Here is a 22,988-nt window from a genome sequence, read left to right on the forward strand (position 1 = left end):
CCCTTTCAATATAAAAAACGAATATTTAGAATACGATAGCCAGTCTAGCTCCGGCTACCTTATCGTAAGGAATCGTATACTCCTTCTTGCCAGTTCGAACGATCGCATTTACCCCGTCAAACGCAAGCAGCAGCCCCTCAAATTCTTTAGCGCCGCTGATCGGTTCATATGTCGTTATGTAAACGTGTTTACCGATAGCTTTACGAACATCCTCTTCCTTCCGAAGCGGTCTTTCTGCACCGGGGGAAGAAACCTCAAGGAAATAAACGTCGGTAACCGGATCGTTTTTATCCAGCTGCTCGCTCATAAATTCGCTAATACGGCCGCAATCATCAATATCGATGCCGCCTTCTTTATCCACGAATATACGAAGGAAATAGTTGCTTCCTTCTTTCACATACTCAATATCAACCAGTTCAAATCCATTGCTGCTGAGGTATGGCAGAGCCAATTCTTGGACAGCGGCTTTGATTTTGGATGTACTCAAATTCAGTTGACCTCCTGTTTATACGCACTATGCCATTTTGCCGTTTACAAAACGTAAAGAGTGGGTTTCCCCACTCTTCTGCATCAAAGTCTTTATCATCATCATTGCCAGAAAAATTATAACATAACCGCACTATAGTGACAAGAAATCTTTTCTATTGAAACCAATTCTAGAACAAGGAAAGCTGGTTGGATTCAGGCAAACCACGGAAGCAACCCATGCTTCCAAGGACCTCGATAATCGTCTTGGTTGCCTTGGATTTCATCTGGAAATCTTCAATTGACAGGTATTCGCCTTCGTTCCTAGATGCAGCAATATTGCGTGCCGCATTATCTCCAATACCAGCTATCGCTGCGAAAGGCGGAATGAGAGAATCACCATCTACCAGAAACTTGGTAGCATCCGAGCGATAAAGGTCAATCGGCTTGAAGGAGAAACCGCGAGCGGTCATTTCAAGCGACATTTCGAGCTGGGAAACCATGTTTTTCTCTTTCGGCAGCGCATTGAATCCTTTTGCTTCGATCTCGATCAGCTTTCGCAATATCGCATCATAACCTTGGCATAGCAGCTCCAAATCAAAATCATCCGCTCTTACCGTGAAATAAGTTGCATAATACTCAATCGGATAATAAAGCTTGAAGTAGGCGGTACGTACAGCAGAAATGACATATGCGGCAGCATGTGCTTTCGGGAACATATACTCGATGCGCAGACAGGAGTCAATGTACCACTGGGGTACTTTGCAGCGCTTCATCTCATCTATCCACTCTGGAGTAAGTCCCTTCCCCTTACGAACGCTTTCCGTAATCTTAAAGGCAAGACCGGCATCCATCCCAGCTTTGTAGATGAGGAAGAGCATGATGTCATCCCTACACCCAATAACCGTCTTGATATTGCAAGTGCCTTTCTTTATAAGCTCTTGTGCATTACCCAGCCATACGCCCGTACCGTGAGACAAACCTGAAATTTGAAGTAAATCCGCAAAAGAAGACGGCTGCGTTTCCTGAAGCATCTGTCTTACGAATTTTGTACCCATTTCTGGAACGCCATAAGTGGCTACCGAAGACCGGATTCGCTCGCCTGGTATGTTGAGTGCCGCTGTAGAGTTGAACATGCTCATCACTTTCGGATCATTCATTGGAATGCTTATCGGATCAACACCAGTCAAATCCTGAAGCATCCGCATCATAGTCGGATCATCATGTCCCAGTATATCGAGCTTAAGCAAGTTTTCATCGAAGGCGTGATAATCGAAATGTGTCGTTTTCCACTCTGCGTTTACGTCGTCTGCCGGGAACTGAATAGGCGTAATATCCTCAACTTCGATGTAATCGGGAACAACGACAATCCCCCCAGGATGCTGCCCTGTGCTGCGTTTTACGCCGGTGCAGCCGCTAGCTAGCCTAGCGAGCTCTGCTCCCCGCCATTTCTTGTTATGTTCTTCTTCATACTTCTTAGTGAACCCATATGCCGTCTTCTCAGCTACTGTTCCTATCGTTCCTGCCCGGAATACCGCTTTCTCACCGAACATGATTTTCGTAAAGTTATGGGCAATCGGCTGATAGTCGCCAGAGAAGTTAAGATCGATATCGGGAACTTTATCGCCCTTAAATCCAAGAAAGGTTTCGAACGGAATATCTTGTCCTTCGCCCTTCATCGGCTTTCCGCAATTCGGACATAATTTATCCGGAAGGTCAAAGCCGCTCGGAATGCTGCCATCTAGAAACCATTCACTATGCCGGCAATCCGAATTTTTGCAAAGGTAATGCGCTGGCAGCGGATTAACCTCGGAGATGCCAAGAAACGTCGCCACGACCGATGAGCCTACGGATCCCCTTGAGCCAACCAAATAACCATCAGCATTAGACTTTTTGACCAGCTTCTCCGATATCAAGTAGTTCGCAGAAAATTTGAATTTGATAATTGGAATAAGTTCCTTTTCTAACCGATCAATGACCACCTGCGGCAGGTTTTCTCCATACATAGACTTCGCCGTATCATAACAGGTATTGCGGATTTCATCGTCCGCACCTTCGATATCCGGGGCAAACAAGCCTTTGGGGAACATGTCGAAAGGTTCAAAACGCTCTGCAAGCTCTACCGTATTAGTGATAACAACTTCGCGGGCTTTTGCATCTCCCAAAAAAGCAAATTCCTCCAGCATTTCCTCTGTTGTCCGAAAATGAGCGTCAGGCTTGCGTATGCTTTTAAGCGGGCTAAAGCCTGTAATCCCATGAATCGTAATATCGCGGTACATTTTGTCCCGAGGATTCAAGTAATGGACGTTTCCTGTCGCAATAACCGGCTTGCTCAGCTCATCCCCGATTTGACAAACCCGGCGATGGGCTTGCTCGATCTCTGCACGGCTGCCGACGAGACCTTTCTCTACAAGATGCATATAGAAATCGATCGGCTGGATTTCGAGAACATCATAGAAACGAGCAACCTCTAACGCTTCTTCATAGGACTTGTTCAGGACGGTTTCAAAAAACTCGCCTTTCTCGCACCCTGATATAACAAGCAAGCCTTCACGGTGCTCGGTAAGCTTCGTTTTTGGAATCGTTGCAACACGCTTGAAGTGTTCCGTATGGGATAAAGAGATAAGCTTAAATAAGTTTTTCTTGCCAACTGCATTGAGAGCATAAACATTGCTATGAAACGGCCTGGAGTTCGATAAATCAATGCCGACATAATCATTAAGCTGGTGGAGATTCGTAATATTCCGTTCTGCCGCATCGGCAATTAAGCCGTACAGCACACCGCCGAGAGCAAGAGAGTCATCTACTGCACGGTGATGGTTCTCGAGGCTAACCTTGTATTTATCCGCCAACGTATTCAGACGGTGATTTTTGAGCGACGGATATATAAATCTGGCGAGTTCAAGGGTGTCCAGAACTGGATTTTTCACCTCAGGCATACCGAACGCTTTACAATTCGCTTGTATAAATCCGATATCAAATCGCGCATTATGCGCAACAAGCACGTCATCGCCAATAAACGAAATAAATTCGCGAAGCATAGGCTCAATTTCCGGCTGTCCTTTGACCATATCATCATTAATATTGGTCAGTTGCTGAATATGGTAAGGAATTTTCTCATGCGGATCGATCAGCGTCGAGAAACGATCGATTTCTTTGCCATCACGCATCTTAACGCCAGCCAGCTCTATGATTTTATTATTGATAACAGACAAGCCCGTCGTCTCGATATCAAAAACGATATAAGTTGCCGTTGCCAGTGGCTCAGGCCTCGAATGCAATACCATAGGAACAGCATCGTTAACAATATTGGCTTCCACACCAAACAGCACTTTAATCCCGTGTTTTTTTGCTGATTTATTAGCGTCAGGGTAACATTGAACATTGCTATGATCCGTTACAGCAATCGCCTGATGGCCCCATTTGGCTGCAGTCTTAATGTACGTATCCACTGGTGTAACAGCGTCCATAGCACTCATTGTCGTATGCAGATGAAATTCAACGCGTTTTTCTTCCGCTTTGTCCATGCGGTCAGGCGGTGATTTGACTTCATGCAAATCATTCGGCATCATGACTAGCTCCGGCTCCTGCATGAAACGATCGTATTCGATTCTGCCCCGTGCTTTCACCCATTTGCCATTTGAGAGCTGATTGAGTATTTTCACGTCATCCTTCGTCTTTGCAAACATTTTCATTGCAATCGAATCACTGAAATCGGTGACGTTAAACGTAAACAAGGTACTGCCGTTGCGAAGCTCTTTTACATCCAGGCCAAACACGGAGCCTTGAACGGTAATTTTCTTCTCTTCCTCAACGATATTCATGAGTGGAACTGGCTCTTCACGAATATCATAGCCCACCGCAAGTCTAATTTCAGAATCATCAACAAGATCAGATTCTGCTTGCGAACTTGCCATGAGTTCTTGCACATATTCTCGTTCTTCTTGAACAATCTTGAGTGCGTACTCATCCAAAATGTCCTGTCTAGACTCGCTAATAATCATTTTGACTTTGCAGGAACGCTGAAAATACTGATTATAGAAGCGAATAATTTCATCATCAAGACGTTTTTTTCTAGCAAGCTCCAATCCCGTATTGTCCAAAAGGGACAAGATCAACGTATCGCCTTCAACCGCTATCGTCGCTTTTTGAAGCCAGCCGTTAACGGAGGCAATCTCACGCTGCGCCCATTCCATGAACAAACCCCAATATTGCGTTACGATAGATTCTGTTTCCACGACCTCATCATAAATGAGAATAAACTTGACCTCAGCAATATGCTCAAACTTTATACGCGCCGCCTGACAAAGGCCATTGTAGGCCTGTAAAGGAACCATGGACGTTTTGCGTATGCAAAACGTCCATTCACGATTACTGTTGCTTACTATAACCTGCTCGATATATCCATCTTGAAAATAAGTTTGTATTAGTTCTTTCGGCAGCCCCGACTGCTGCAATAGCATCTCGAAGCGCTGCCGATTATCTGCGGTTTGGCCCAAAAAAATCAACCCCTTAAGATCCGAACCGAACTAGCTTCAGTCCTTAATAAGCTCTTGCAAATACGACAGTATGTTTAGCGGAGTCGCCGCATACTAAACAGTTCTCTTTATGAACAGTAGGCTCGAATGGAATGTTCCGGCTTGTTGCCCCGGTTTCTTCTTTTACCTGCTTCTCGCATGCCGCAGAGCCGCACCAGCCTGCTTCTACAAAGCCGCGCTGCTCTTCCAAAAAGCTTTTCATTTCATCAAGCGTATCTACCGTACGGGAATTATCGACTCGGAATTGCTTGGCACGGTTAAACATCTCATGATGCGTTTCATCGAGCATCGTTTCAATTTCAGCAATTAGGTTGTCTTGTTTGACGATACGCTTCTCGCCTGTAATACGAGATACGAGAACCACTTGACCGTTTTCCATATCGCGCGGTCCAAGCTCCAGACGAAGCGGCACACCGCGCATTTCGTATTCATTGAATTTCCAGCCGGGACTTACATCAGCACGATCGTCAACGCGCACACGTATGCCAGCTTTTTTGAGCTCCGCATACAGCTCATCTACACGACCTACTACTTGCTCACGCATCTTGGCAGGACCAATCGGAATCATAATAACTTGTGTAGGCGCAACTTTTGGAGGCAAAGCAAGACCCCTGTCATCACCATGAACCATGATTAACGCACCAATAAGTCTTGTGCTTACTCCCCAAGAAGTCGTATGCGCGAATTGCAGCGTATTCTCGCGATCGAGATACTTAATATCGAACGCAATAGCAAATTTAGTTCCGAGGTAATGCGAAGTACCCGCCTGAACGGCTTTGCCATCCTTCATCATGGCTTCAATCGAATACGTATCTACTGCACCGGCAAATCGCTCTGAAGGTGTCTTTTCCCCTTTAATGACGGGGATTGCAAGAAACTCTTCGACGAATTGCGTGTATACATCAAGCATTTGCATCGTTTCTTGACGTGCTTCTACTTCGTTCTCATGAGCTGTATGGCCTTCCTGCCACAAAAACTCGCTTGTGCGAAGGAAAGGCATCGTGCGCTTCTCCCAACGGACAACGTTCGCCCATTGGTTGATCAGTAGCGGAAGATCACGGTAAGACTGGATCCACTTCGAATACATATGGCCGAACATCGTCTCAGATGTCGGACGGATGGCAAGACGCTCTTCAAGCTTCTCGCCAGCCGCTTCTGTTACCCAAGGCAGCTCAGGGTTAAAGCCTTCCACATGTTCCTTTTCCTTCTGAAAGAAGCTCTCTGGAATGAACAAAGGGAAGTATGCGTTCCGGTGTCCCGTCTCCTTGAATCGGCGGTCCAGGTCACGCTGAATATTTTCCCAAAGCTCATAGCCCTCCGGGCGGAATACGATACAGCCCCTTACAGGCGAGTAATCCATAAGCTCCGCTTTTTTGATTACGTCGAGATACCATCTTGAGAAATCCTCGCCCTGCGGCGTGATTTCGGTTACGAATTGTTTGTCTTTAGACATAAGCGACCAATTACTCCCCTTTTACTAAACGTAAAATATCATTATAGGTGACTACGAGCATAAGAAGCATGATGAGCGCGAAACCCACAAAATGAACCATGCTCTCGCGATTTGGATCAATTGGACGACGGCGTATCGCTTCAATTCCAAGGAAAATGAGACGGCTCCCATCGAGTGCCGGTATCGGCAATAGATTGAATATGCCTAAGTACAAGCTAAGCAGCGCTGTCCAAGAAGTTAATTGAACAATGCCTTGCTGTGCAATCTGGCTGGTTACTTCGGCTGTGCGTACGGGACCGCCGAGATCATCCAGCTTGAATTCTCCGAAAATCAGCTTTTTGAAGCCTTCAAAAATACTAATCGTCATGCTTTTCATCAGTTTAGCAGCACCGGTAAAGGTTTCTCCAAAGGTTGCAGAACGCGTAGGAGTTGAAGCGCTGATGCCTACCTTGCCTACGCCTTCTTTATTAGCTTCTGGGGTAATGACGACCTGCTGTGCTTTGCCGTCACGGATGATATCGATACGAATGGGAACATTCGGCGATTTCCCGATTATTTCAATCATCTTATCGAAATCGGCACCGATTTTGACGCCGTTAACGGCATCAAGAACATCTCCCTTTTTCAGATCCGCCTTCGATGCGGGCATCCCCTCTGAGATATCGCCCACGAGCAGCTTATCCGGATTTTCTACTGGAATGCCGGCCATTTGGATGTAGGCAGCAAATAATACGAAAGCAAGAATAAAGTTCATCATCGGGCCTGCAAAAATAGCAAGCGCACGCTGTGGAACTGTTTTGCTCCCGAATTGTCTATCGATTGGTGCAATTTGGGTTTCCTTGCCTTTTGTTATCATTAATGCAGTTGGATGAACCGAATACGTTTCATTCTCGCCTTCCACATCCAATGTTACTGAAAGCTTGTGCTCCAAATCAATGGTAACAATTTCACCGCGTATGACGCCGCTCCGCTCGTCAAGGCGATCCAAATAGAGTCGGGTCACTTTATTGTCCTTCACTCGAACCGCAATCGTCTGGCCAGGCTGGACATCGACGATTTCCGGGTCCTCGCCTGCCATTCGCACGAATCCGCCTGCAGGAATTAGACGAAGCGTATATCTTGTTTCTCCGCGCTTGACTGAAAACAGCTTCGGTCCGAACCCAATGGCAAATTCCCGAACCAAAATGCCCGCACGTTTGGCAAAATAGTAATGACCCCATTCATGAATCGTCACAATGACGAAAAAGACGAGTATAGTCAAAAACACAACTTGAATCATGTGCATTAAGCTGAAGCCTCCTGTTCATTACGGCCTGTACATAGATTATCATTATTCTCCCGTCCGATACAAGAGAACCGGTTTTCGGCCAACTTAAACGGATTCAGCCATTCTGCGTGCCCAAGCGTCCACTTCCGCAATCGTCTCCACATCATGAATATTGACTGCGCTGTGCTGACCGACTACTGTTTCCAGTATCCGTTCAATGTCAAGAAATGTGATCTCGCCTTTTAAAAACCGTGCTACGGCAACCTCATTCGCTGCATTGAACACAGCTGGTGCAGATTGTCCCAGCCTTCCGCATTCAAAAGCCAATCGCAGGCACGGATATCGCTCAAAATCCATTTCACGAAAATGAAGCTTGCCGATTTGAGCAAGGTTCAGCCTCTCTGTCGGTGTCGTCTTCCGCTGCGGATACGACAAGGCATATTGAATCGGTACGCGCATATCTGGCATTCCCATCTGCGCAATCACACTATTGTCGGAAAACTCAACATAGGAATGAATAATGCTTTCCGGATGAATAATGACATCTATTTGGTCGTATGTAACATCGAATAACCATTTCGCTTCTATAACCTCTAAGCCTTTGTTAACCATCGTCGCGGAATCGATCGTAATCTTTGCTCCCATCGCCCAGTTCGGGTGGTTAAGCGCTTCGGCAACCGTTACTCCCTCAAGCTGGGCTCTTGTCCGATCACGAAAGGAACCGCCCGATGCCGTTAAAGTAATTTGTTGAACCGATTTGCGATCCTCGCCGTTCAAGCATTGATAAACAGCGGAATGCTCGCTATCGATAGGCAATATCGATACTCCGCGCATTTTAGCTCGATCCATCACGATGTGTCCTGCCGTCACTAGCGTTTCTTTGTTAGCAAGTCCAATCGTTTTGCCCGCATCAATTGCTGCGAGCGTCGCTGGAAGGCCCCTGCTGCCCATAATTGCAGTCACGACTAAATCGGCATCTGTTTCTGCCGCAACTGCAATTAAACCTTCTTCGCCATAAACGACCTTGGTTCCGAGCGGCAAATGAGTACGTGCTGCATCAGCATCTGCTTTGGATGCCAAACTTACAATCGTCGGTTTAAACTGCCTGGCTTGAGCAATCAGCAAATCAACATTAGAACCAGCGGATAATCCGACTACTTTGTATTCCTCGGAATGATGAGCGACGACATCCAAGGTTTGCGTTCCAACTGATCCCGTCGAACCTAATACACTAATTTTTTTCATGCAAATCCTCCTGGCCTATACAGGTAGCAGCTCCGTAAGCACTAATAGCGGAAATACGATAAGCCAGCTGTCGCATCTGTCAAGAACGCCGCCATGCCCCGGAAGCAGTGTTCCAGTATCTTTAATATCCCTAACACGCTTGTAAGCCGATTGTATTAAATCTCCGAATTGGCCAGCCACAGCAGCTATGCAGCCAATCAGCAAAGCTTTCGACAGCGTAATAAAATCCGGAAAGCATAATGCAAAGACAGCAGAAACCGCCAACGAAAACAAGACGCCTCCGAGTGCACCCTCAATCGTTTTATTCGGGCTGATGGATGGCCATAGCTTTGTTCTACCAATAGCTCGTCCAGTAAAATAGGCGCCAATATCCGATGCCCAAATACATCCAAAAGACAAAAATGTCCACATCATGCCGTAAGTTTCAATTTGCCTAACCTCACCCATTGCAGCAAAGCCGTAACCTACATATAAAGCGCCTAGCAACATAAGTGCGGCGCCATCGATTGTTGTTCTATTTTTTGTAATCACGGTAAGTGCCAGCAACAAGAAGGCTAATATCCAAAGGATTGCCAACGTGGACGGAACACTAATTCCCCACTCCGACCAAGGAAGCACAAACAGTAGCACACCCGCGTATCCGAGCAATGAAGACGGATGCGACCATGCTACACCATTCATGCGCGCATATTCAGTAAAGCCGATAATTGCCAGTAAGACGAGCAGAGCGGTATATAACCAACCACCAACCACAGTTAAACCGATAAAACCTACACCTGCTATTACACCCGTAATAATTCGTTGTCTCAATGAAAAGTCACACTCCGTTGCTTGAAGCTACAATCCACCATATCGACGCGCACGACGCTGATATTCCAGAATCGCTTCTTGAAAATGCGCTTCCGTAAATTCCGGCCAATACACATCCGTAAACCACAATTCACTATAAGCAAGCTGCCACATCATGAAATTACTTAATCGCAATTCTCCGCTTGTTCGAATAAGCAAATCCGGATCCGGCAATCCGCTCGTGAGCAATCGATCCGACATCACCTTATCGTCTATATCATCGATTGACAGTTGTCCTTGCTGTACATCCGAAGCGATCGTTTTTATCGCTTCAAGCATTTCCTTGCGACTTCCATAATTAAGTGCAAAGTTCAAAACAAGGCCAGTATTGTTAGCCGTTTTTACGATGGCTTCCTCAACAGCGCTTAATGTGAAAGATGGCAAATCCTCTTTATGCCCCATCATCCGAACCTGTACATTGTTTGCGATCAGCTCTTCTAATTCAATCTCAAGAAATTGCTGAGGAAGCTTCATCAGAAAATCCACTTCAGCCTTTGGTCTTTTCCAGTTCTCCGTAGAAAATGCATATAACGTCAAATATTTGACGCCAAGCCGATCTGCTGCAATAGTGATGCGTTTGATCGCTTTCATCCCAGAATGATGACCTGCCATTCTTGGCAATCCGCGATGTTTAGCCCAACGGCCGTTACCATCCATAATAATCGCAACATGCTCAGGCACGTTTTCTGAGGCCACAGAATCAGTCGGCTGTAAGGACGATTTGCCTAATTTGGCCCAAAGTCGCTCGATCATCTTACTTCCTCCCAACCGAAATCAAAACCAAACCCCACCTAGCGGAGGGGCCCAGAGATTATTATACTTCCATAATTTCTTTTTCTTTTGTTACCAGTACTTTATCCACTTCAGCGATGAACTTATCGGTCGCCTTTTGAATATCCTCTTGGTGACCGCGCGATTCATCCTCGGAAATAGCCGTTTTCTCTAGCTTTTTAATGCCGTCATTAGCATCACGACGAATGTTGCGAATGGCTACTTTAGCTTCTTCACCAAGCTTTTTCGATGTCTTTACGAGCTCGCCACGGCGTTCTTCCGTAAGTGGCGGAATCGAAAGTCGAATGGATGTGCCATCATTCGATGGCGTTAAACCAAGGTCCGATTTCATAATCGCTTTTTCGATAGCTGACATCGATGTTTTATCCCACGGTTGGATAAATAATGTACGTGAATCAGGAGTACTGATGTTGGCAAGCTGATTCACTGGCGTCATTGATCCATAATACTCAACTTGAATACGGTCCAATAATGATGCACTTGCTTTTCCCGCACGTAGTGAAGACAAATCTCGTTTTAGGGCCGAGATTGCTTTATCCATACGTTCTTCAGCGTTTTTTTTCAATTCTTGTGGCATTATTTCGCACTTCCTCTCACAATCGTTCCGATTTTCTCACCCAGCACGACGCGTTTAATATTCCCTTTCTCTGTAATCGCAAATACGATAAGAGGAATATTATTATCCATGCAAAGCGATGCAGCGGTTGAATCCATAACGCCTAAATTACGGTTAAGCATATCCAGGTATGTAAGCTCCTCGAATTTCTCAGCCGTACTATCTTTAAACGGATCGGCTGAATATACACCGTCCACTTTGTTTTTCGCCATTAATATTACTTCAGCTTCAATCTCTGCAGCGCGCAATGCCGCTGTAGTATCCGTAGAGAAGAAAGGATTTCCTGTTCCAGCTGCAAATATAACGACGCGCCCCTTCTCCAAATGACGGATAGCACGACGTCTGATGTATGGCTCAGCAATCTGTTGCATTGCAATTGAAGTTTGGACGCGAGTCGGTACATCGATTTGTTCAAGCGCATCTTGAAGTGCGAGTGAATTCATAAGTGTAGCCAGCATACCCATATAATCAGCTGTTGCGCGGTCGATTCCTTTAGCAGAACCAGCTATGCCGCGCCATATATTGCCGCCGCCAACTACTATAGCTACTTCTATCCCAAGTGCTACGACTTCTTTCACTTGATCTGCAATTGATGATATGACAGTTGCTTCAATGCCATAACCTTCTTGCCCAGACAATGATTCACCGCTGACTTTCAAAACGATACGTTTATAAACAGGCTGCTCCAACGTTAATACCTCCATCATGCACCTCATTTTTGCTGAGGTCCTTCAAATATGTTCTATTCATACAAGCAGGCGGGGCGGACGCCCCGCCCCGCCTGTGCGTTCGGATTAATGTTTAACTTGTGCCATAACTTCTTCAACGAAATTGTCAACTTTTTTCTCAAGACCTTCACCAAGTTCATAACGAACAAAGCGACGGATTGAAATGTTTTCACCGATTTTGCTGATTTTTTCGTTTAGCAATACAGAGATCGTTTTGTCTGGATCTTTGATGAACGATTGCTCAAGAAGACAGAACTCTTCGTAATATTTCGAGATACGGCCTTCAACCATTTTTTCAACGATTTTTTCAGGTTTGCCTTCGTTAAGCGCTTGAGCTTTCAAAATTTCGCGCTCTTTTTCTAGTTCTTCGGAAGAAACCTCTTCACGGCTAACAAATTTAGGGTTAGCTGCAGCGATTTGCATAGCAACGTCTCTTGCAAACTCACGGAATTGATCCGTTTTTGCAACGAAATCCGTTTCACAGTTTACTTCAACGATAACGCCAATACGGCCGCCTGCGTGAATATATGATTCAACTACGCCTTCAGTTGCAATACGACCTGCTTTATTAGCTGCTGCCGCCAAACCTTTTTCACGAAGTACCGCAATTGCTTTTTCAACATCATTGTTTGTTTCGTCCAAAGCTTTCTTGCAATCAAGCATTCCAGCTCCAGTTCTTTCCCGAAGCTCTTTTACCGCGCTAGCACTAACTGCCATTGTAAGCCCTCCTATAGGTTTCACGAAGTCTATGTAGCTTCGCAAATAATTAATATTGGTTTTAATGATTTACATTCGAAAAAAGGGCAGTGAGAGGTTTATCACCATCTGACCACCCTTTGTTGAATAACTGAAGCTTTAAATTAAGCCGTTGTTTGTTCGCCTTGATTAGCTTCAACAATAGCATCAGCCATTTTGGACGTCAACAACTTAACGGCACGGATTGCATCATCATTACCTGGAATCACGTAGTCGATTTCATCCGGATCACAGTTTGTATCAACGATACCTACGATTGGAATTCCAAGTTTGCGAGCTTCTGCAACTGCAATACGCTCTTTGCGTGGGTCAATAATGAACAACGCGCTTGGCAAACCTTTCATGCCTTTGATACCGCCGAGGAATTTTTCCAAACGGTCTTTTTCTTTGTTAAGAATGATAACTTCTTTCTTAGGTAGAACCTCGAAAGTGCCATCCTCAGCCCATTTTTCAAGTTGCTTCAAACGATCAATACGTTTTTGAATCGTTTGGAAGTTAGTCAAAGTTCCACCCAACCAACGTTGGTTGATATAGAAGTTGCCGCAACGCTCTGCTTCTTCTTTTACGGAATCTTGAGCTTGTTTTTTCGTACCTACGAACAGCATAGTGCCGCCGTCTGCAGCGATCGATTTAACAAAGTTGTACGCTTCGTCAACTTTCTTAACCGTTTTTTGCAAATCGATAATGTAAATCCCGTTTCTTTCTGTGAAGATATAACGATCCATCTTCGGGTTCCAACGACGAGTCTGATGACCGAAGTGTACCCCAGCTTCTAGTAGCTGTTTCATGGAAATAACCGCCATTTCTTCAACACCTCCTAATAATGGTTTTTTAGTGCTCCTCCGCTAGTCGCATCTTTTGTCAAAACTTCCGCCGGGCGGAAGCACCATTTGACAAAATTGACCTGCGTGCGTTTTTAACACCGTGAATTAATATACCATAAATACAATCTTCGCGCAACATTCGTTTCCGAAAGATAGACTAACTATTTTTAGCTGATGATAATGCCGCCGCTTGTTCTTCCGTAAGCGGTTGGCTTGTTACTACAGTTATAACTTGTTCAATTGTGCTGTCTTCATGAAACAAAAAATAACCGGCGCGAACCAGCTTTTTAGACTTTTTCATTTCAGCAATAAATGCTGCGCCATCATCAATGATATGATTTGAAGTAAGCAGCTCAGCCGTCTTGGATAGACCTATGCCAGCTTTGATTCTTATCACATGATTAATAACAGCTTTTTCATTTTCAGGTACTACAGTCGGACTCTCAGCAGTCTCCTCGACCTTGTTCGGCGGCTCTGCACTCGGTACTGGGGTTACGGCCGGCTGCGTTTCTTGTTTGCTAGCTTCAGATCCAACGTCTTGGTCAAGCTCAATGGAATCACGTTCTGCCTTAAGCAATGCATCGACTTCAATCTGCGTGTATAACTTGTCCGTAGTCTCGTTGTCCCGCTCTGCCAGCTTCTCTCTGCTCTGCTCTCCTGAGAGCATTAATTGAAACAACAAGGCACCGATCATAATACCCAAGCCTAATCCGATTAAAAATATTCGATTTTTAAGCACGGGATGCCTCCTCTTGCTTAGACAGCTGAATAATAAGCTGAACCTCGCCTTTGTTCATCCCCAGTTTCTTCGATATAATTTCTATCGATTTGCCCTGCTCATAAAGTGAAAAAAGATCCTTGTAGCGCGATTGTATCGACTGTTTATCCGTTTCTGCTTCTACTTGTGCATCCAGTATATGCATAGCCTCTTGCTGTGAAGGTACAGGGAACTGTGTTTGATTCGAATCGCTTGATGTATGCTGTGCGTATTCTATAGCTGATAAGCTGCCAGATTTACTCACTTTGGTGAGCGTATCTTGCAGCTGCTCCGTTAGCTGCTCGCATCTGGCTTCCAACTGCGCAATGCGCTGTTCTTTTCGAACAGCATCCGATTTCGATTCTTCTTGTGCGTTTTTTACTAAAAGAACCAGCTCTTCATTATCCTTTTCCATGTTCTCCATAAACTGCTCCAGCGCGTTCTCCATATTTTCCATGGATTTCGGCCGCGTTACTACTTCCTGCTTCTTGCGGGGCATAACTAAGCCGCCTACAATGACAACCGCTCCGAGTAAAATAATATATTGCAAGTAAGGCTGCATCGTTTTAGCCTGCCTTTCTAAAATAGCCTGGTTCTAAAGCTTTAAGTCCAATCGATGCCCTTTGTATGGATGTGCAGGTGGATGATCTTGCTCCTCATTATCTAAGCAAGGCTCTTTTCGCTCCTGTTTGGCGTTTCGGTAAGCATTACCTTGCTCTCCATCCTGATCATTGCGTATGTGAGCTCCATTGGATTGCTCAACAGCCGTATTCTTGCCGCGCAAAAGCTCGGTTTGTTTCGTTGTTTGAGCAGCCAGCGTATTCTGATCCGCCACTGGCTTATGAAGTGCTTGACCATGCATGCCGCTAAATTCCTGCGTGCGCGGTATAGACATCTGTAAGTCAATCGATTTGAAGGTCATATCAACTCACCCCTTTGGGTTATTGATCAACAATGAACTAGCTTGAGTACGGTACTAACACGATATCTCCATCCGAATACCGAAAAGAAACCCGCTGGGAAGAATCCTTTACAAACTTTGTATATCGGCCAATTACAATTTTTGTCCCGCCATAAACAATATTGCTGACATCCACTTTTGAGCGTTCCGTATCCTCAAGCGTCCTTTCAATTTCAAGAATTCGTGATTTGACAGCATCATTTTCCATGACGATCTGACGCTTGGACGTCGTTAATTTTATTCTCAGAGCAAGCTTTTCCGGAGTAAGATGTCCCGCAGCTGCTAGTTGATCAAGTATAGTAAGCGCTTTATCGGTTTTGTCAAGATTATCGAAATACTGCCTGCCTCTTGTTCTCAAATCGAGCAGTTCCGTACGGTACTCAGGATTGACACCAACTTCAATTATAGTTGCAGTAGACATCGAATTCCCTACCGTTCTTGCGCTAACCAAATCACCAGCTTGCACTAAACCACCTACAATAAGGCCTTTAGCACCTGAACAAATGACATTCTTTCCAGCTTTTACATGAGAATGCATGATACTTTGAGAAACAAGCACCTCTTCGCCCGCTATTACATTACTATCTTGAATAAAGCTGCTTCGTACGTTGCGAGCCGCTTTGACAAAACCTTTGTTCCCGCCTAATATCCCGCCTGTAATTTCAATTGAGCCTTCCGATTCAATTTCGGCACCTTCCACCCCGCCAATTACGCGAATATCGCCGGATGCCTTAATGCGGAAGCCGCTAAGAACGTTGCCCCTAATGACAACGGTACCTACAAAATCAATGTTGCCAACGCTGTAATCAACGTCCCCATTAACCTCATAAACCGGAAAGACATTGATTTTTTCTTTATCTGTCAAAGAAATCAAACCATCTATAGCGGAATACATTGCAGTTTGCTGATCGTTCAATACCACATTTTTGCCTACTTTAAAACGGACCGATTTCCCCGTCTTAGAAGGGATTTCTTCGCCTGTCACCGTTTTCCCCGCTGGACCTGGTGTGGGATCAAACCGCTCCGCAATCAATTGACCGCGTTTGACATTTTTTAGCTGTACAACCTCTTTGAAATCAACTTTGCCATCCTCAAGCTCTGCTGGAGCCTTATTAGCTTTGTTCACATCATGTACTAGCTTAACGTATCCATCCTTGCCTGGTAGCGGCGGCTCCCCTTGTGCGATAAGTGTTTGTTCTTTGCAGTATGTGAGAGGATTAGTGCCAATCTGATTAAGAACTTCTGTTCGAAGACCATAAACGATTCCCTTGCTTCTTAGAAACCGTTCAAGCTCATCGCCGTTACATTCGAATTCATCCGTAATCCTGCTAAATGTAATAAAGGCAGACAGCTTATCGGCTGATGTCTGGATGCTTAGGTATGATTCTAATTGTAGATTATCCACCTGACTCCTCCTCTCTTAATGTTGCATGAGTTGATCTTTATGCTTAGCCAAAGCTCCTCGCAGCCGTAGAATGGCTTTGGAATGGAGCTGGGAGATTCTCGACGGTGATAGTGACATTACTTCTGCAATCTCACTCAAGGACAGCTCTTCATAATAAAACAATGAAACGACAGTTCGTTCCTTTTCCGTTAACCTGTCAATGCCTTTTACCAGCGATTCCTTAATGTAGAACTCATGTACTTTATGGTCAGGGTTTTTAGCTTTGTCATCCACAAGCAACGACATTCTCGTCTCTGACTCTTCTTCTCTTATCGGGTCTTCCAGCGAACATACGGTAGTGACCGAAATATCTTGCAACATATTCGTAAATTCCTTCTCTGTCAGCTCCAGATACTGGCTGATCTCCGCATCTGTGACAGAGCGCAAATATTGCTGTTCTAAATGCTGGTAGGCTTCTTCAACTCTTTTCGCTTTCTCTCTGACCGAACGCGGTACCCAATCTCCTTGTCTCAGCCCATCTATAATAGCTCCGCGAATTCGCCAAGATGCATAGGTCTCAAACTGTAAGCCGCGTTCGTAATCAAATTTCTCGATGGCATCGATTAGTCCCATCACACCATTGCTCGCAAGATCATCTTTTATAACGTTTTTGGGAAGTCCAATAGCCATTCGGTTTGTAACGTAATCAACTAAAGGCAAATATTGTTCGATCAGACTTTTTTTCGCTTCCAAATCGCCCTGTTCTCTCCAGGCTTGCCACATCTGCAAGTTTGTCAAATGAGGGGGTTTCTGCTCAGTCATCGACTCACTCTCCTGTCAGGTGACGAATGGCTTTAACCAATTCTTCAGGTTGTGTATTTTTTGTAGATAGCAATTGCGGCGGGCTTAACGGTTTGAAATCAACTGCTGCATTATTGTGAGAATCAGTTGTCGGAGATGATCCTCCATCCTGCAGCTGCGATTTCAGCAATGCATTTAAATCCGCCGACTCGTCAGGTGTTTTTAAGTCAAGCTGTGTACCTTTACCATCATTATCTTCGAGTGAATCGCCCACTAATGAAGGAGGCTGAAGAATGTAGGCCAAAATGGCTCTTACTCCATACGCAAGAACAAAAAAAGCGATGAAAGCATACATACTTCTTAGCAGCATGACAACAATCGGATTATTTCCAATTGAGAAAGCTACCGTCAGCACGGTGCCGAAAATTCCAAATACGACATTCCATCGCCATGTTCCCAGCATATCAAATCTCCTTTGTTCCAAACTGGACGCTTCTTATCGAAAGCATCCCGCTAATACTATCAAATTCAATTGTCCTTCCGAAACTGCCTCCCGTATCTTGTGAGATAATGGGAATTTTAAACCGGTGAAGCATCTCCGTGCAGGATTCCACGTTACGGGGTCCAATTCTGAGTGAATCGGTATGCCCCGACATAGCAAACATCTGGGCGCCGCCCGCCATTTTAGCCTTCATGCTAATAACATGCGCGCCTGCCGCTAACATACGGTCCAGCAGCTCTGGGATGGCTGTATCTGCATACTTAGCCAAATTCATTTTGGTCTCACGGGCAATTTCTGAAGATGGCAGCATCACATGTGCCATTCCGGCTATTTTTCGAATGGGATCAAATAAAGTAAGTCCCACACAAGATCCTAAGCCGGTTGTTTTGAGTATTGCTCCATCTGTTGCAATATTTAAATCAGCCATGCCGACTTTGACCAAATTATGTTGTATCATTCAGAAACGACTCCCAAAGCCCTGAAAATTTTCTCAAACGACTCTGGATCCGGAATCAGGAAGAAATGCCCTTCCAGTGATTGACGATCCTCTAAAAACGTCGTTTCAATTAATAGGGCCGAGTCGCCCATCTCACCGTACTGCATTAAACCATAGCTGAGTACAGCACCAGCCATATCAACTGCGATCGCAGGAACAGAAGGTGCCATTGTAAGATGAGTAAAATCTGCAAGTGAGGATAAATAAGAACCTGCCAGAATGTTGCCGATCTCGCAAAGCGCCGAGAGCTCCATTTCTGAATATCCCTCTTGCTCCTCCATATTTATCGAAAGCAGCTGCCTCAAGATTCTTCTCGCGGAGGCTTCTTCAATAATAAAAAACATATTGCCTGGTGCTTCGCCTTCCACCCTGAGGAAAACTGCAATTACAATTTGCTCAGAACCACCAACTCGTTCAGCGACTTCTTCGAACGGAAGCAGGCTTACCTTTGGCACAGCCATATCGACGGGTTTATCCAACAATCGTGATAGTGCAGTAGCAGCATTGCCTGCTCCGATATTGCCGACTTCTTTCAGTACATCCAGTTCAAACGCTTCAAATCGGCTAAATAAGCTCACCTCTTAAACCTCAAGCTGTTCGATTTGGATGATTTCATTCTTATTAAGTACCTCGGACAAGTTAAGCATGATGAGAAGTCGACCTTCACCAAGTTTAGCAATGCCTCTTAAGTATTTAGCTTTAATCCCGCCAACGATCTCAGGAGGCAAGTCGATTGCATCCGTATCAATATCGATTACGTCATTTGCTGAATCAACGATGAAACCTACCTCGATATCAGCTACAGCTACAACGATAATTCTTGAATTTTCTGTTGGTGTCGTTTCCGTAAGGTTAAAGCGACCGCGAAGGTCGATAACTGGGACGACAATACCGCGAAGGTTAATAACACCTTTTATAAATGCCGCAGTTTTAGGGACGCGAGTAATTGGAGACAGCCTTTCAATCGTGCGAACCTTATCTACTTCGATACCGTACTCTTCGTTGCCAAGCGCAAACACGATAACCTTTAATTCTTCTCCCATACTAAAAACCTCCCTATTTGATTAGTGCATTCGGATCAATGATCAGTGCGACGTAACCATCGCCTAGAATGGTAGCCCCCGAGATTGCTTCAACATTGGTCAAATATTTGCCCAACGTTTTCAAAACAATTTCACTTTGGCCGATAAACTCATCGACCATCACAGCAGCCCATTTTTCACCTTTGCGCACGACTACGATTTCGGTTTCTGTCTCTTCGTTCTCATTGAAATCAGGAGAATCGAGTACTTTGCTTAGCGATACGAGCGGAATAATCACATTCCTAAACTCAATCATCTTATTGCCGTGCACATGCAGAATTTGTTCCTTGCGAATAATGCCGGTCTCAACGATTGATGATAATGGAATGGCATACTTCTCGGAACCAAGCTTAATTAACATCGCAGATATAATCGACAGTGTGAGAGGCAATTGAACAGAGAACTTCGTTCCTCTGCCAAATGCAGAATCAATCGTAACATTGCCGCCGAGCGAAGTGATTTTCGAACGTACCACATCGAGCCCTACGCCTCGTCCGGAGATATCGGATATTTTATCAGCAGTACTGAATCCAGCTGCAAATATAAGCATGTTAATTTCATCGGCAGACAATAGCTTCGCTTGTTCTTCGGTTACGACACCATTCTTAACAGCTGTTTTAAGCACGCGCTCGTGATGAATGCCTCGGCCGTCCTCTTCTACCTCAATGAATACATGGTTCCCGCTGTGATAAGCACGCAGGTAAATCGTTCCCGTCTCTGGCTTCCCTGCCGCTATTCGCTCTTCAACGGTTTCAATGCCGTGATCGACGGAATTTCTTAACAAGTGAACAAGAGGATCCCCTATTTCATCAATCACCGTACGATCAAGCTCTGTATCGGCACCGGTAATGACAAGATCAATTTTTTTGTCCAGCGATTTCGCTAAATCGCGAATCATACGCGGAAAACGGTTAAATACAGAATCCACCGGAACCATACGTAGTTTCAGTACGATACTTTGCAAATCGGAGCTGACTCGCGTCATATGCTCCACGGTTTCCGTTAAATCATTGCGTTTAATTTCACTTGAAAGCTGTTCTAGTCTTACTCGGTCGATAAGCAGCTCGCTGAATAGATTCATCAGCGCATCTAGTCTTTCAATATCAACACGAATGGTTCTAGAAACATTAGCAGGTGTATTTGCTGCTGCAGGTGCTTGTCCCTTAGCTGCTTGACTGCTCGGAGCTGCATCTTCTTTAGCTTTAGCAACGACAGGCGCTTCAATTTGAGCTGCCTCGACGGTCTCAACAGCCGCAGCCGCAGTGGACTGACCGAGTACAGCTAATGATTCAGCATCTAACAGTGTCACCTCAGCGGTTTCAATCTCAGAAATATTAAGAAGCTGGGATTGAAGATCCTCCTGCTTCAAGTTTGAGATCGTAAATACAGAAAAGGTAAAATCAAATTTTTCCTGCTCGATATCTTGCACGGATGGATCAGATTTAATGACCTCGCCATTTCGCTCGAGTAAATCAAAAACCATATAAGCACGAACGGCTTTCAGCATGCAATTATCGCGAATGGCGATTTGAATATGATAGACATTGTGGCCGGTCTCAATCGATTGAAGAAGAATTGAAGATTGGAATTCATCGAGCAGCATCGCCCCTGATGCGCTTGATATTGATGCATTAGCTGCAACGACAGGAGCTGCTGAAGCACTGCTCGCGCTGTAGTCGCTTTTAAGAATAATTTGCAATGACGCTACGATTGATGTGACGTCGGCTTTGCCTGTTCCTCCGCCAACAATATCCTGAACCATCGCTTCAAGGGCATCCAGCCCTTTGAACAATGTGTCAAAGATAAAGCTGTCCATTTTGAGTTTGCTGTTACGTACGAGGTCTAATACGTTCTCCATTTCGTGTGTAAGTGCAGCCAAATCTTCGAAACCCATTGTTGCTGACATCCCTTTCAGCGTATGCGCTGATCGGAAGATGTTTTGAACGATACTAAGTTCTTCAGGCTCGCTTTCCAAACGAAGTAAATTTTCATTCAAGGATTGCAGGTGATCATTAGATTCATCGATGAACATCGATAAATACGCATTCATATCCATTTCCTAGCACCTCCTGTTAGTATGTTCTTGCGAGTGTGGCCTATTTATTTCAGCATGGCTTGCACGAGTTGTGAAGCTATGTTTTGCAGCGGTACGATTTGATTGACACAGCCTGCTTCTACCGCAGATCTTGGCATCCCATAAACCACACAGGATTCTTCGGCTTCTGCAATAGATGTCTCAATCCCAGACTCTGATAACAGCTTCATCCCTTTTGCGCCGTCGCTTCCCATTCCTGTCATAATAACAGCATGACGTTTAAGCTCACGAATCGGCAGTAAAGATTCAAACAGAACATCAACGGATGGACGATGACCATTTCGCTGCGGCTGCTCGGTGAGCCTAATGAAGTATCCGGCGGCATCCTTTGCAAGCTCCATATGAAAAGCACCTGGTGCGATATAAACCTTCCCTGCTACAACTCTCTCGCCCTGCTCCGCCTCTACAACATGAAGCTCGCTAAAGCTGTCTAACCGCTGAGCTAGCGACTTTGTAAACTTAGGAGGCATATGCTGAACGATAAGTACAGGTGCTGGAAAGTCGCCTGGTAAAGAGGTAATAACTTCATGCAGGGCCCTAGGACCTCCTGTAGATGTACCGATAGCCACAATATGCTTAAAGGTTCCAGTCGCTCCGCTAGTCTTGCTTTTTTTGATACTAGGCGGTTCAGGAATTAAAGGCTTAATCTCTGGAAGTTTCGACTTCACAACCGGCTTCAGTGTTGGAGCCGTTAGCTTCGCATTATTCGGAGCAGGAGTTTCAGATCGTTTAGATTTTTGCTGTTTATGTAAAGGGGATACCGAACGCTGCGTCACTTGCTGCTCCTCTGGCTTCGGAATCAAGATCGAGTCCGAACTAAATGGTGCAGTCGGCTGAGTGGGAAGGCTTGGCTCCACAGGTTGTACTTTCTTCTCTATCGCAGCAGAAATCTGCTGCTTGGCTTGATGGTTTTCTGCAATAATAGAAGCGGATTTCTCATTAATGGAGATAACAGGCTGATAACGCTTGGTTAATACTGCAATCCGCAACTTTTCTAGTAGGACCTCTCCAACCTGATGAATATCATTTGAAATGGCGCTCGAAGGCTTACGGATAAAGTCAAAGGCCCCGAACTGAAGCGCTTTGATCGTTTCTCTCGTATTATCCTCACTAATACCTGACAGCATAATAACAGGTGTTGGGTTTTCTTTCATAATGGCTTGCAAGGCTTCAATGCCGTTCATTAGAGGCATTTCCAAATCCAAGGTAACAGCATCTGGCTTCCATTCACGCACTGCTTCAATCGCTTCTTGGCCGTTCACGGCAGTAGCCACAATTGTAAATTGCGGGTCTTGAACGATCAAATCACTAATAATCTTCCGCATGAATCCGGAATCATCAACAACAAGTACGCGGTAAGGAACCATTCTTTTCACT

22 protein-coding genes are annotated in these 22,988 nt (G+C 45.0%); all 22 read right to left on the minus strand.

Going from position 1 to position 22,988, the window contains the following annotated elements; translation table 11 throughout:
- Window positions 1-25: 25 nt before the first annotated feature.
- Entirely contained in the window at window positions 26-487 is a 462-nt protein-coding gene (gene rimP / locus FHS16_RS10330) for a ribosome maturation factor RimP (RefSeq protein ID WP_183561669.1), read from the minus strand.
- Window positions 488-656: 169 nt separating this feature from the next.
- Window positions 657-4,964, minus strand: a complete 4,308-nt coding sequence (locus FHS16_RS10335) for a PolC-type DNA polymerase III (protein WP_183561671.1) — start codon at window positions 4,962-4,964, stop codon at window positions 657-659.
- Window positions 4,965-5,007: 43 nt separating this feature from the next.
- Window positions 5,008-6,456, minus strand: a complete 1,449-nt coding sequence (gene proS / locus FHS16_RS10340) for a proline--tRNA ligase (RefSeq protein ID WP_183561673.1) — start codon at window positions 6,454-6,456, stop codon at window positions 5,008-5,010.
- A gap of 10 nt (window positions 6,457-6,466) precedes the next feature.
- Window positions 6,467-7,741: an RIP metalloprotease RseP gene (gene rseP / locus FHS16_RS10345; protein WP_183561675.1), complete on the minus strand. Its 1,275-nt coding sequence runs from the start codon at window positions 7,739-7,741 to the stop codon at window positions 6,467-6,469.
- Between the two features lie 87 nt (window positions 7,742-7,828).
- Window positions 7,829-8,968 carry a 1-deoxy-D-xylulose-5-phosphate reductoisomerase gene (locus FHS16_RS10350; protein WP_183561677.1) on the minus strand — a complete coding sequence of 380 codons (1,140 nt, stop codon included), beginning with the start codon at window positions 8,966-8,968 and terminating at the stop codon, window positions 7,829-7,831.
- Window positions 8,969-8,983: 15 nt separating this feature from the next.
- Complete coding sequence (locus FHS16_RS10355; RefSeq protein WP_183561679.1) at window positions 8,984-9,778, minus strand: phosphatidate cytidylyltransferase; 795 nt, start codon at window positions 9,776-9,778, stop codon at window positions 8,984-8,986.
- 27 nt (window positions 9,779-9,805) lie between these two features.
- Complete coding sequence (gene uppS, locus FHS16_RS10360; RefSeq protein WP_183561681.1) at window positions 9,806-10,570, minus strand: undecaprenyl pyrophosphate synthase; 765 nt, start codon at window positions 10,568-10,570, stop codon at window positions 9,806-9,808.
- Window positions 10,571-10,631: 61 nt separating this feature from the next.
- Complete coding sequence (gene frr, locus FHS16_RS10365; protein ID WP_183561683.1) at window positions 10,632-11,186, minus strand: ribosome recycling factor; 555 nt, start codon at window positions 11,184-11,186, stop codon at window positions 10,632-10,634.
- A complete protein-coding gene (gene pyrH, locus FHS16_RS10370; RefSeq protein ID WP_138752926.1) occupies window positions 11,186-11,914 on the minus strand; it encodes a UMP kinase in 729 nt (242 codons plus the stop codon). Before pyrH ends, frr begins: the two co-directional genes overlap by 1 nt.
- A gap of 105 nt (window positions 11,915-12,019) precedes the next feature.
- Window positions 12,020-12,670 carry a translation elongation factor Ts gene (gene tsf, locus FHS16_RS10375; RefSeq protein ID WP_141500749.1) on the minus strand — a complete coding sequence of 217 codons (651 nt, stop codon included), beginning with the start codon at window positions 12,668-12,670 and terminating at the stop codon, window positions 12,020-12,022.
- 143 nt (window positions 12,671-12,813) lie between these two features.
- Complete coding sequence (rpsB, locus tag FHS16_RS10380; protein WP_054028957.1) at window positions 12,814-13,512, minus strand: 30S ribosomal protein S2; 699 nt, start codon at window positions 13,510-13,512, stop codon at window positions 12,814-12,816.
- Window positions 13,513-13,690: 178 nt separating this feature from the next.
- Window positions 13,691-14,272, minus strand: coding sequence for a hypothetical protein (locus tag FHS16_RS10385; protein ID WP_183561685.1), 582 nt, complete (start codon window positions 14,270-14,272; stop codon window positions 13,691-13,693).
- Window positions 14,265-14,852 carry a DUF6115 domain-containing protein gene (locus FHS16_RS10390; RefSeq protein WP_183561687.1) on the minus strand — a complete coding sequence of 196 codons (588 nt, stop codon included), beginning with the start codon at window positions 14,850-14,852 and terminating at the stop codon, window positions 14,265-14,267. Before FHS16_RS10390 ends, FHS16_RS10385 begins: the two co-directional genes overlap by 8 nt.
- 33 nt (window positions 14,853-14,885) lie before the next feature.
- A complete protein-coding gene (locus FHS16_RS10395; protein ID WP_183561689.1) occupies window positions 14,886-15,212 on the minus strand; it encodes a hypothetical protein in 327 nt (108 codons plus the stop codon).
- 37 nt (window positions 15,213-15,249) lie between these two features.
- Window positions 15,250-16,656 (minus strand): flagellar assembly protein A, encoded by a 1,407-nt coding sequence (locus FHS16_RS10400; RefSeq protein ID WP_183561691.1) that lies wholly within the window; start codon window positions 16,654-16,656, stop codon window positions 15,250-15,252.
- A 15-nt stretch (window positions 16,657-16,671) separates the two neighbouring features.
- Window positions 16,672-17,457, minus strand: a complete 786-nt coding sequence (locus tag FHS16_RS10405) for a FliA/WhiG family RNA polymerase sigma factor (protein ID WP_183561693.1) — start codon at window positions 17,455-17,457, stop codon at window positions 16,672-16,674.
- Window positions 17,458-17,461: 4 nt separating this feature from the next.
- A complete protein-coding gene (locus tag FHS16_RS10410) occupies window positions 17,462-17,899 on the minus strand; it encodes a hypothetical protein (RefSeq protein ID WP_183561695.1) in 438 nt (145 codons plus the stop codon).
- 1 nt (window position 17,900) lies between these two features.
- A complete protein-coding gene (locus FHS16_RS10415) occupies window positions 17,901-18,395 on the minus strand; it encodes a chemotaxis protein CheD (protein WP_183561697.1) in 495 nt (164 codons plus the stop codon).
- A complete protein-coding gene (locus FHS16_RS10420) occupies window positions 18,392-19,012 on the minus strand; it encodes a chemotaxis protein CheC (RefSeq protein WP_183561699.1) in 621 nt (206 codons plus the stop codon). The genes FHS16_RS10415 and FHS16_RS10420 overlap by 4 nt, the downstream gene beginning before the upstream one ends.
- A gap of 3 nt (window positions 19,013-19,015) precedes the next feature.
- Window positions 19,016-19,477 (minus strand): chemotaxis protein CheW, encoded by a 462-nt coding sequence (locus FHS16_RS10425; RefSeq protein ID WP_183561701.1) that lies wholly within the window; start codon window positions 19,475-19,477, stop codon window positions 19,016-19,018.
- Between the two features lie 13 nt (window positions 19,478-19,490).
- Window positions 19,491-21,572 carry a chemotaxis protein CheA gene (locus FHS16_RS10430; RefSeq protein WP_183561703.1) on the minus strand — a complete coding sequence of 694 codons (2,082 nt, stop codon included), beginning with the start codon at window positions 21,570-21,572 and terminating at the stop codon, window positions 19,491-19,493.
- Between the two features lie 44 nt (window positions 21,573-21,616).
- Window positions 21,617-22,978, minus strand: coding sequence for a protein-glutamate methylesterase/protein-glutamine glutaminase (locus FHS16_RS10435; protein ID WP_183561705.1), 1,362 nt, complete (start codon window positions 22,976-22,978; stop codon window positions 21,617-21,619).
- Window positions 22,979-22,988 lie beyond the last annotated feature (10 nt).

Source organism: Paenibacillus endophyticus, assembly GCF_014192395.1.
Classification (GTDB): Bacteria; Bacillota; Bacilli; order Paenibacillales; family Paenibacillaceae; genus Pristimantibacillus; species Pristimantibacillus endophyticus.

Excerpts from the sequence above, each read along its gene's own strand:
- proS (WP_183561673.1), bottom strand. The coding sequence starts at position 6,456 with ATGTCTAAAGACAAACAATTCGTAACCGAAATCACGCCGCAGGGCGAG.
- rseP (WP_183561675.1), bottom strand. The coding sequence starts at position 7,741 with ATGCACATGATTCAAGTTGTGTTTTTGACTATACTCGTCTTTTTCGTC.
- FHS16_RS10350 (WP_183561677.1), bottom strand. The coding sequence starts at position 8,968 with ATGAAAAAAATTAGTGTATTAGGTTCGACGGGATCAGTTGGAACGCAA.
- uppS (WP_183561681.1), bottom strand. The coding sequence starts at position 10,570 with ATGATCGAGCGACTTTGGGCCAAATTAGGCAAATCGTCCTTACAGCCG.
- frr (WP_183561683.1), bottom strand. The coding sequence starts at position 11,186 with ATGCCACAAGAATTGAAAAAAAACGCTGAAGAACGTATGGATAAAGCA.
- tsf (WP_141500749.1), bottom strand. The coding sequence starts at position 12,670 with ATGGCAGTTAGTGCTAGCGCGGTAAAAGAGCTTCGGGAAAGAACTGGA.
- rpsB (WP_054028957.1), bottom strand. The coding sequence starts at position 13,512 with ATGGCGGTTATTTCCATGAAACAGCTACTAGAAGCTGGGGTACACTTC.
- FHS16_RS10390 (WP_183561687.1), bottom strand. The coding sequence starts at position 14,852 with ATGCAGCCTTACTTGCAATATATTATTTTACTCGGAGCGGTTGTCATT.
- FHS16_RS10395 (WP_183561689.1), bottom strand. The coding sequence starts at position 15,212 with ATGACCTTCAAATCGATTGACTTACAGATGTCTATACCGCGCACGCAG.
- FHS16_RS10405 (WP_183561693.1), bottom strand. The coding sequence starts at position 17,457 with ATGACTGAGCAGAAACCCCCTCATTTGACAAACTTGCAGATGTGGCAA.
- FHS16_RS10410 (WP_183561695.1), bottom strand. The coding sequence starts at position 17,899 with ATGCTGGGAACATGGCGATGGAATGTCGTATTTGGAATTTTCGGCACC.
- FHS16_RS10415 (WP_183561697.1), bottom strand. The coding sequence starts at position 18,395 with ATGATACAACATAATTTGGTCAAAGTCGGCATGGCTGATTTAAATATT.
- FHS16_RS10425 (WP_183561701.1), bottom strand. The coding sequence starts at position 19,477 with ATGGGAGAAGAATTAAAGGTTATCGTGTTTGCGCTTGGCAACGAAGAG.
- FHS16_RS10430 (WP_183561703.1), bottom strand. The coding sequence starts at position 21,572 with ATGGATATGAATGCGTATTTATCGATGTTCATCGATGAATCTAATGAT.
- FHS16_RS10435 (WP_183561705.1), bottom strand. The coding sequence starts at position 22,978 with ATGGTTCCTTACCGCGTACTTGTTGTTGATGATTCCGGATTCATGCGG.